The 9902-nt window shown below is 40.1% G+C and carries 5 protein-coding genes; 1 reads left to right on the plus strand and 4 read right to left on the minus strand.

Translation table 11 applies throughout. From position 1 onward, the window contains the following. Window positions 1-14 precede the first annotated feature (14 nt). From CALSC_RS15860 to CALSC_RS15875, 4 genes are all read right to left on the minus strand, one after another. Window positions 15-1358, minus strand: coding sequence for a 16S rRNA (cytosine(967)-C(5))-methyltransferase (locus tag CALSC_RS15860; RefSeq protein WP_088242292.1), 1344 nt, complete (start codon window positions 1356-1358; stop codon window positions 15-17). 177 nt (window positions 1359-1535) lie between these two features. Then, the gene (locus CALSC_RS15865; RefSeq protein ID WP_088242288.1) at window positions 1536-2978 is read right to left on the minus strand and encodes a glycoside hydrolase 100 family protein; all 1443 of its coding nucleotides are present in this window, start codon (window positions 2976-2978) and stop codon (window positions 1536-1538) included. A 1098-nt stretch (window positions 2979-4076) separates the two neighbouring features. Then, window positions 4077-5258, minus strand: a complete 1182-nt coding sequence (locus CALSC_RS15870; RefSeq protein ID WP_088242289.1) for an aldo/keto reductase — start codon at window positions 5256-5258, stop codon at window positions 4077-4079. Window positions 5259-5405: 147 nt separating this feature from the next. After that, window positions 5406-7934, minus strand: a complete 2529-nt coding sequence (locus tag CALSC_RS15875) for a mannose-1-phosphate guanyltransferase (RefSeq protein WP_088242290.1) — start codon at window positions 7932-7934, stop codon at window positions 5406-5408. A 639-nt stretch (window positions 7935-8573) separates the two neighbouring features. Between CALSC_RS15875 and CALSC_RS15880 the strand changes: the two genes are divergently transcribed. Then, a partial coding sequence (locus CALSC_RS15880; protein ID WP_088242291.1) for an FAD-binding oxidoreductase occupies window positions 8574-9902 on the plus strand: 1329 nt, incomplete at its 3' end.

Genomic DNA, 9902 nt, shown 5'->3' on the forward strand with positions numbered 1-9902 from the left:
TATCAACTTGACTATTAATGATTTATTTTTCTTAAGCGCACCATAAAAAAACCATCCATATCTTGTTGATGGGGTAATACTTGGAGCCAACCATGGGAACTAGCATATGCTGCCAGGGGAGATTCTAGTACTGGAGGCTCAATTTGCCAATGAGGATGGGATGCTAAAAAGTTGTTAACGATACCTTCATTTTCCCTTGGATGTAGAGTACATGTAGCATATACCATCACACCCCCTAGCTTAACAAAAGTTGCTGCATGGTTAATTAATTCTTGTTGCAGTAATGCTAGTTCTTCAACCTTCGCAGGTGTTTGCCGCCAGCGAGCATCTGCATGGCGGTGTAAGGTTCCCAAGCCTGAACAAGGTACATCTAATAAAACGCGATCACCTATACAATTAAATTGGTCAAAACTGCGGCTATCTCCCGGACAAATTTCTATGGATTTTAAACGTAGACGTTGGGCATTTTGCTGTAGTTTACGTAATCGGGAAGAAGTGCGATCACAAGCCCAAATTTTTCCCCTATCTTCCATCAGTTCGGCAATATGGGTGGTTTTTCCCCCCGGTGCAGCGCAAGCATCAATGATTACCTCCCCCGGTTGAGGAGCGAGTAAATAACCAACCAATTGGGCACTACTATCTTGTACAGTCCACCAACCTTCTCGAAAACCAGGCAAATTTTGAATAGCACCAGGACTATTAATTAACCGCAAACCTTGGGGTAAATTGGGTAGATGTTGACATTCCACACCCACAGACTGCAAAGCTTCCTCCACCGACTCTAGGGAAGTAATTAGGGGATTGATACGTAAATCTATGGTTGGAGTTTTGTTCATCCATTGACATAGCTGTTCTGTTTGAGCAAAACCCAGTTGTTCTAGCCAAACTTGGATAATCCAGTCAGGAAAGCTGTGTAAAATTCCCAATTGTTCTACTGGATTTTCTGGTAATTTTAATGGCTCTGCTGATGCTTCCTTTAAACGAATATACTGACGCAAGAGGCCATTTACAACTCCAGTTAATGCCGCAAAACCATTATCCCTAGCTAATTGTACCGTTGTATTCACAGCCGCCGCCGGGGGAATTTTTTGCTGATAGCGTAGTTGATATAACCCCAAATGCAGAATAGTACGTAAATCTTTTGGTTGTTGGTGGGACTTCTTTTTACCTAAATGATCGATAATTGCATCTAAAGTGCGTTGCCTTCTGGTGCTACCATAAACTAACTCCGTTAATAAACGGCGATCGCGATCATCCAAATTCCCTTTTTGTAATGTTCTGTCAATGGCAACATCTGTATAAGCTCCCTTACGGACATCTCGTAGAGCAATAAAAGCTAATTGACGGGGAGAAGACATTGCAAAAAATACAGAAAGTATTTCGCCATTATAAATGTTTATATCCCCGACTTTTATCTTAATAACTGCCTCACCTGACAGATATTGATTAGGAAGTCGGGGATATTTGAGGGAGAAATTTTTATCTTGATTTTTCTCTATTTCTTGAGGAAAAAACCAAGAACTAACAGCCACCATTTAAGCATCAAAGCTATCAATTTTGAATTCACATGCTCTGGAAACCTGTTCAGCAGTAAATGGATTGAAGCTAATTAAAGGTAAATGTTGGGGATTATTCATGATTTCCTTTGCCAATAAGAATCCCACAATACTCCAAATTTGATACTTCCGGGAATGCTTACCAATGAGTTTGCCCTTTTTACCATCATAATACTCTGGCCATTCATCTTCTTGGAGCCTTGCTTGGGCAATAGCCATTGCTCTTTGTGCTAGTTCAATTCTATCGGTTTTCACAGAAGCAGCCGCTAGCATCCACATTAACACAGGCCAGTTGCCAGCATTATGATAAGACCAAGGAATATTTTTGGGATCACAACCTGTGATATTCTTATACTCCTCATTTTCTAATGCCGGAAAGACAATTTTCATGGGCATATCTCCCACCAAATCTTCCCATCTTTGATCAATTAGAGTCATAATTCCCTGGGACTGCTCTTCTGTAGCCAAATCGGTAATTATAGCCATTAAATTACCCAGGGAAAAGAAACGGGTATCCAGTTGTGATGAGCCGACATTACCCGCCAGATAACCACCTCCTTTGGGTAGCCATCTAGCTAACTCATAATGAGGTAAAGAATCAACATAAATATTGAACTGATTCACGGCATCTTTACCATACTCTTCTCCTTTGTAGCGATAAATGGCATTCAAGCGGCGAAAATCAATCCAATAATGCTTACGAATATGAGCAATTAATATAGGTAAGCGATTATCAATGGCAATGACAATGTCTTCATTCCCTTGACAAATTAATAATTCGCGGGATGCCCGTAATGCAGCATAAAATAAAGATTGAATCTCTAATGGATGGCCATAAATACCTAGACGACGGTCAATCATGCAAGATCCATCAGGAACCAAGAGAGTGGGATACATATCAAAACGAGTTGCCAAACAAAGCTGCAAAATTAACCGAATACCTTGTTGGAAATCATCTCGGTATGCCAGAGAATAATCTTTAGTTGCTACGACATAAGCACGCAATAAAATTATCCACCACAAAGAAGAATCCACTGGAGTAACTCTAGCGATCGCGTGCTCGCCAAAATCTGCCTCTAAATATTCTTTGATACCATTGGATACAACTTTAAAACTGGCTGGCATCAATCCTCTGCCCGGTTTATAGGCATCCAACTGATCATCTTTTGGCTGTAGCTTTAAAGTTTCCTCGAGAAAATTGTGAACAATTTCTGTCCTTCCTTTCACCAAAAATAACAAGGCGGAAGGCACAAAATCACGAATAAAGCACTGGTCATAATTGAGTGCATCTACAGTATTATCTAAAGCCGCTACTGTACCTACAGGACGATCTTGATAATAGATAATAGATTTTTCAACTTCTTCCCAGGCATCTTGATCTAAATCTAAGCCTTGATATATTGCCACTTCGTTTAATTGCATTATCAGAATACCTCTATTTTAGTCCCTATCTCTTAAGTAGATACATCTGTGATTTTGCGACTACCATACTGTTATTTATATACTTGTTTAATTAGAACATTTATGGATTGGGTGATTTGTTATTTAAATACTTTTATCATCTTGATTATAGGCAGCATTTATCTTTGTTTAAAGATATATAAATTACTAATTAAAATTTTTGATTATGTAATCTATAATTCCCTGTATATAAGGTTATTTAACCAGAAACACACTATTATATATATTTAAGTCATTGATTTTTCTACCTCATTTATTTACAAAAAATCCTATACATAATCAAATGCAATAATCTCAATCATAGATTGATGTCATCTAGCCAAAAATTACTATTGTATATAAATACATAACTGATATTTAGACAATTAATCCATATGATTTAAAGTCTATACTTCATGTTTTATCTAACAACTAAATATCTCAAGGAATGTTAGCTCTTGACATAAAATATCAGCTTGGTTTTGAGCATATTTACTTAAGCTTAATTTCAATTATAGGGTCTATATATTTTGTAAAATAGTTCATCTATATAATAATTTATAACTATTTTTTATGAACTGCAATATTTTTTTTATATTTCCTCAGCCAAGATTGCAAAATTAAGCATAGCAACTGATAAATAGAGAACAGTTGTGTTTTTATTTCACAATTTTTTATTCATGTCAATAGGTTATTAAACTCACAAACAGATGAGGAAATGCTGTAATTAAATGTCATCTGGATAACAGTTTAGATATGAGCCAATATAGAGCTACGCAAAGGAAAATCCACCTACAACAAAAGCTGTAATCAAAACAGTAAGTAAAGTATCTGTAGTCAGTATTTAGAGAAATCCTATGAGATGCTTGAGAAAATTTCAATTGATGGCAGATTGTATTAACGAATAAAAATTTGCCCATCTTACTGCACGCATTAGTTCACCAAGGTGAATAATATTGTGAAGGTTGGGTTGAGGGACGAAAGCCAACATTATTAATCATTTTTCGAGTTACTCTTCGAGAAGCCGCTCTGCGTCTACACTTCGTTCCACCCAACCTTGTATATTGTTCCAGCAAAAAACTAACTCCCAGATAAACGTTGTACCTCTTGCCCCCCTAGCATCTCATGTGCTTCCCTGAGTAAATGAGGAATTTTATCTGCATGGGGACTTTGGCTGAGACATTGGCGTAAGTCTAATTTATCAACTTGGTCTGCTTTTCTGCCAGGAAACCAGTGACCACCATTACCCAATAGGTTGTACCGCATTTTGGCATAGTCAAATAAATCATAGGCCACAACCAGATTTCTTAACCATAAAATCCGAGGAATATTTACATCCCCTGGTGTCTGATGATATTTTGGCAAACCAACATGCCAGGTTTTGAACCAATCTTCTCCTAGAGTGGCGATCGCTTCTGCTTCCAATCTTGCCAAAATGGTAGGCAAAATTGATGATGCATGATCTAACAATTCTAAGGTTTTGAGGTGTTCGTCAAAATCACTGGGTTTAGCCGCACCTATACTCAGGGTCTGCACCTGGGAATGACTGAGGCAAAATAGGTCATTAAACAACATCGGACTTAAGGGAGTACATAATTGTACTAACTTTTCTGGTGGGTTATAAAGTTTACCCCCTTTATCGGCAGGACTAATAATAAAAACCCCCATGTCATGACGATTTGCGGCTTCAATGGCTGCCCAATTTTCTTGATTAATGTAATACCAGTGTAGGTTTACATAATCAAATTCATTGGTATTAATTGTTTGGATAATACTATCTGTGGCACCATGGGTAGAAAAACCAATAAATCTCACCTTGCCTTGGGATTGTAGTTGTTTAGCAACATCCAAACAGCCACCAGGACGGATACAGTATTCTAAGATTTCAGCATTATTAATTCCATGTAAACCTAGTAAATCTACGTAATCAAGCTGGAGGTACGCGAGGGATTTGGCAAATTCTGTGGCAAACACCTGGGGATCTGCCTTGGGAGATACCTTAGTTTGTACAATTAACTGTTCTCGAGGAAGCTTGGGTAAAATTTGTCCCAACTGCATCTCAGAGCTACCATAGCCACGGGCGGTTTCAATATGGTTAATTCCCACCTCAAGAGCACGGCGAATAGTTGTTTCCAGATTTGCCTGATTGTTCAGGGGAACTTCTTGCTGCGGTAGATCTTGCCATTTATATTGATATCTCATGCCTCCGCAGGAAAAAACCGGCATCTGTAATTCTGTGCGTCCAAATCGTCTATATAGCATCACTAAGGAAATTTATCAGTTATCAGTTATCATTTTTACTTCCTTCTCCCCTCAAGGGCACGGCGTGAGTTATGTTATTCCCTATACTGAGAGAGTGTGGATGCCGTGCCCCTATTCCATCAATCCATCACTCTTTCACTCCTCTTCTCAAACTTCAGCCATAGCTTGTTCTTGTTCTTTGAGTACAAAGACTTGTACTCTGTTACGATAATCTCTCAATGATTTTTCTACCCAATCGCGATCATTACTATTGGCATATAAATGTACTATGGGCTCGCTAGCATTAGGTAGCACCAATACCCAACTATCGCTATATGGTTGATATATTTTCACTCCATCCTTTAAATCTAAATTTTCAGCAGGATGGGTATCTACCAAGTAGCGCATGAGCGCCCCTTTCACTCGCCAAGGACAGCGTATACTATGGTTTTTGTGAATTACGCGGGGTAATTCCGAACGTACATACACTAGCGATCGCTCTTGGATTGTCAACATTTCAATCAGTTTGGCAATACAGAACATGGAATCAAATCCTGGATGGAGTTGGGGAAAAATAAAGCCTGTTTCTGCACTACCAGCTAACACCACATTGGCATTTTGCTGGGAAGCTTCCATTAAGGCTGTGGGGTTGACTTTGGTTCGAATCACCTTAGCATCATGGCGACGAGCAATTTGTTCTACTGCACTGCTTGCGTGTACTGGAACTACTACTGAACCCCGAGGATGGGATGTGAGTACCATATCTACCATCAGGGCTGTTAACATTTCCCCACGAATAGGCATTCCTGATTCATCAACTAAAATCAGTTGTTCGCCATTTGCTGATACTTGTACTCCAAAAGTTGCTTTGAGTGCTTCTACCACATGACCTAATTGATTTAATAAATCTTCCCGCTCAATGGTCGATACGGCATTTTTATTCAGACTAGCATTGAGTACCACCGCATCCGCGCCAAATTTATCTAACATTTGCGGTAATACCGCTCCAGATACGGCATAAACATAGTCAATTACTACCTTGGCACGGCTATTGCGAATTGTATCAATTTGTAACAGCTTTTCAAAAGCAGTACAATAGGAATCAGCAGATTGAGTAGGATATGCTACATCACCAATTTCATGGGTCTGCGATCGCCGCATATCTTCTTTAAAATAAGCTCCCTCGATTTTCTTTTCTTGAGCTTTGGAAATATTAATACCCTGAGCATCCATAAACTCAATTAAAATATAGTCTGGACGATAGGGATGGACTCGGACGTGAATTCCCCCAATTACGGACATGGTAGGAATCACAGTCCGGGCAATGGGGATAGCCGTAGCATCTAAGTTTTGTACAGCTACCCCTACAGACATTAAACCGGCAATGAGCGATCGCGTCACCATTCGCGAAACATTGCGTTGATCCCGAGAAACAGTCACCTGGGAGCCAGGTTTTAAAGTCGAACCATAGGCGGCTCCTAATTTGACCGCAAACTCTGGGGTGATATCAATATTAGCTAATCCTTGTACCCCTCGTTGCCCAAATAAATTGCGTTGGGCAGTGTGACCCCAAATTAAATTAATATTTAGGGTAGCACCAGACTCAATTTTTTTACTGGGCCAAACCCTTACACCGGTGCTAATTATAGCCTCTTCTCCCACCGTAGATAATGCACCAACCACAGCTGCTTCTAATACATGGGCGCGGCGATCTACACGGGTTCCCCGAGCAATGACACAGGCAGCTAACTCAGCTTCTTCCCCAATAATTGCCCCATTCCAAATAATTGGTCGTTTCAGGCTGGCATCAGCACCAATGGTAATATTGTCACCAATTACGGTTCCGGCTTCAATTTGTACCCTTGCGCCAATGCGACAATTATCCCCAATTACTGCTGGAGCTTGAATATTTTTCAGATTTTCAATGTGAGTATTTTGACCCACCCATAAGCCAGGGGCAATTTCTGGGTAGGGGAAGTCCAGTTTTACTTTTCGTTCTAAAGCATCATATTGAGCTTCCCGATAGGCATCCAAGTGACCAACATCACACCAATAACCTTGGGCGATGTAACCATACATCGGTTCCTTGTTTGCCAACAATAAAGGGAATAAATCCTTGGAAAAATCTGATTCCATGTTTTCGGGCAAATATTCCAAAACCTCTGGCTCTAAAATATAAGTCCCTGTATTTACCGTATCGGAAAAAATTTCGCTAGTAGAAGGTTTTTCTAAAAATCGGGTAATTCGCTGTTCTTCATCTGTAATTACTACTCCGAAATCAATGGGATTGGTAACGCGGGTCAAAATTAAAGTTGCTTTTGATTTTTTCTGTTTATGAAATTCAATTGCTGCTGTCAGGTCGAAGTCCGTAATGCTATCACCACTAATAACTAAAAATGTTTCATTCAGAAGCTCGGCAGCATTTTTGACACAACCTGCGGTTCCCAGAGGTTGTTCTTCCTCTACAGAGTAAGTCATCTGTACACCAAAATCTTCCCCATCTTGAAAATAATCCCGTAGGGCATCTGGTAAATAATGTAATGTCGCAACAACTTCTGTAATGTGATGGCGTTTAAGCAGATTGATGATATGTTCTGCGATTGGTCGATTTAAGATCGGTACCATTGGTTTGGGTAAATCGCAAGTTAGTGGACGTAACCTGGTTCCCGAACCCCCCGCCATCAGTACTGCACGCATAAATCCTCCTTCTCTGGTTGCAGCATTTGCCGCCTCAATACTTATGAGGTAGGTTTACTTTAATATTGTTTTTCTGTCTTTTTCTAGTGTCCTACGGATATTTAATTTTGCGGAAATTTCACTCCCTTGTCTTCAATACGCCAATTAAGGCTAGAGGTATTGCCACAGCTTTGCTGTAGTATCAAAAAGCCTAAGAATAAAATGTACGCAGTTATTCGTAAAGTAAAATTTTTCATTGTTATTTTATGTTACAAATCATGGGAATTTGATATCACTCATCAGACTTATTCCGTACAACAAATAACTAATAATCTTGGGTTTTCCCAAGTCTCAGCTGAATATACAAAAGATTGTGATCGTACTATTCTGGTAAGATGAAAAAGTAATAAGCGATCGCAACCCAAAAAGCCTACTTAACAAAGAAATTAGAGACACGGGATATAAAACAATAACTCAGATTTTTTACTGAGAATGAGTGAAAACAGAGCAAAAAACGCGCCTGTCTAAGAATATCTAATTAAAATAAGGGTCTGGGAAATTTAAATATTTGGGATGTTCCCCGCAGCTAGATTTTACATGTGTCCCGTGAATTGAAGACAAGCGATAATCGTATGATTAATTAATCATAGTAGAAACATCATGGAAGCACAGCACCCATCACAATATCAAAACTGGGGCGGTACCATTATTTCTCAACCAAAAGTTGTAGTGAAACCTCAGACGGTTGAAGAAATAATTCAGATCATGACGGATACTGAGACTTATCCCTCTCCAGTCCGAGCCGTGGGGTCAAACCATTCCACAACGAGGTGTGCCGTTGCCAATGGCGGAACCATAGTGGATATGACTGCCTTCAACAAAATTGTGCATATTGATACAGACTCCGTCACTGCCCAAGCCGGCACATTATACATAGATGTTGCTCATGCCTTACGTAAAAAGGGGTTACAGTTTTTTGTCAATATCGAGCTGGGTAATCTTTCTATGGGAAGTGCAGCCTGTGGGGGCACCAAAGATGCCTCAATGCCAGGAGAATTTGGGCAAGTCTGTTCCTACGCCATATCTTTGAAAATGGTAACCCCCCAGGGGGAATTGGTTGAAATTAATGAAGACCAACCTGAATTGTTGCGGTTGGCGAGATCCAGCTACGGTCTTTTTGGGATTGTTTACGAAGTGACTTTCCGGGTACGTCCAGCAAGACCGATGGCGTTGCGACACCATGTTTATAAACTAGAGGAATTTATCCAGGCACTGCCAACTTTAATAAACCGACCTGCTCAAGATCAAGAATCGATGATGCTCTACTTGTTTCCGTTTCTGGACGAAATTGCTGTGGAGTTTCGTAAATATCGAGAACTTGGTGAAACCTCAGGGGCTTGGCTCTGGAATCTCAGGAATTGGACTTGGAAAACCCTAGCACCTGGGTTCGGCTACTTAGTAACGAAATTGATTCCGAGTCAGAATTTGAGCTATGGACTAGTGGATGTGTTTAACCGGAAAGTACAGGTGGCAATGGAGTCTATTTTGAAAAATCCGGCGGGAACTAGTGCAGCTGATCAAATTATCCGCTACCCAGATGAATCGGACTGGACGCGCTATACCTTTAGCATCTGGGCATTCCCCGAGGAACAATATCTGGATATTTTGCGAGCTTACTTCGATTTTTGCAGAAACTATTACAAAGAACAGGGTTATCGCTGCAACATGTTGAATGTAGGCTATCGTATCCTCAAAGATGATAATTCCCTGTTTTCCTATTCTTCGATGGGGAATGTGCTAACTTTGGATCCAGTCTCAACGGGCAATCCGGGATGGGAAGATTTTTTGACAGCTTATAATGATTTTTGTAGTCATCAGGGCGGAGTGCCGCTCTTTAACCAAAGCCGAGGGATTACACCCAAGCAGACTCGAAAAGCCTTTGGCGATCGCCTGGATGAGTTTGAGCGTCATCGTCAGCAATTTGACCCT

The sequence above is a fragment of the Calothrix rhizosoleniae SC01 genome (assembly GCF_900185595.1).
GTDB lineage: Bacteria > Cyanobacteriota > Cyanobacteriia > Cyanobacteriales > Nostocaceae > Calothrix_A > Calothrix_A rhizosoleniae.

Coding starts and splice junctions, on each gene's coding strand:
- CALSC_RS15860 (WP_088242292.1), bottom strand. CDS start 1,358: ATGTCTTCTCCCCGTCAATTAGCTTTTATTGCTCTACGAGATGTCCGT.
- CALSC_RS15865 (WP_088242288.1), bottom strand. CDS start 2,978: ATGCAATTAAACGAAGTGGCAATATATCAAGGCTTAGATTTAGATCAA.
- CALSC_RS15870 (WP_088242289.1), bottom strand. CDS start 5,258: ATGCTATATAGACGATTTGGACGCACAGAATTACAGATGCCGGTTTTT.
- CALSC_RS15875 (WP_088242290.1), bottom strand. CDS start 7,934: ATGCGTGCAGTACTGATGGCGGGGGGTTCGGGAACCAGGTTACGTCCA.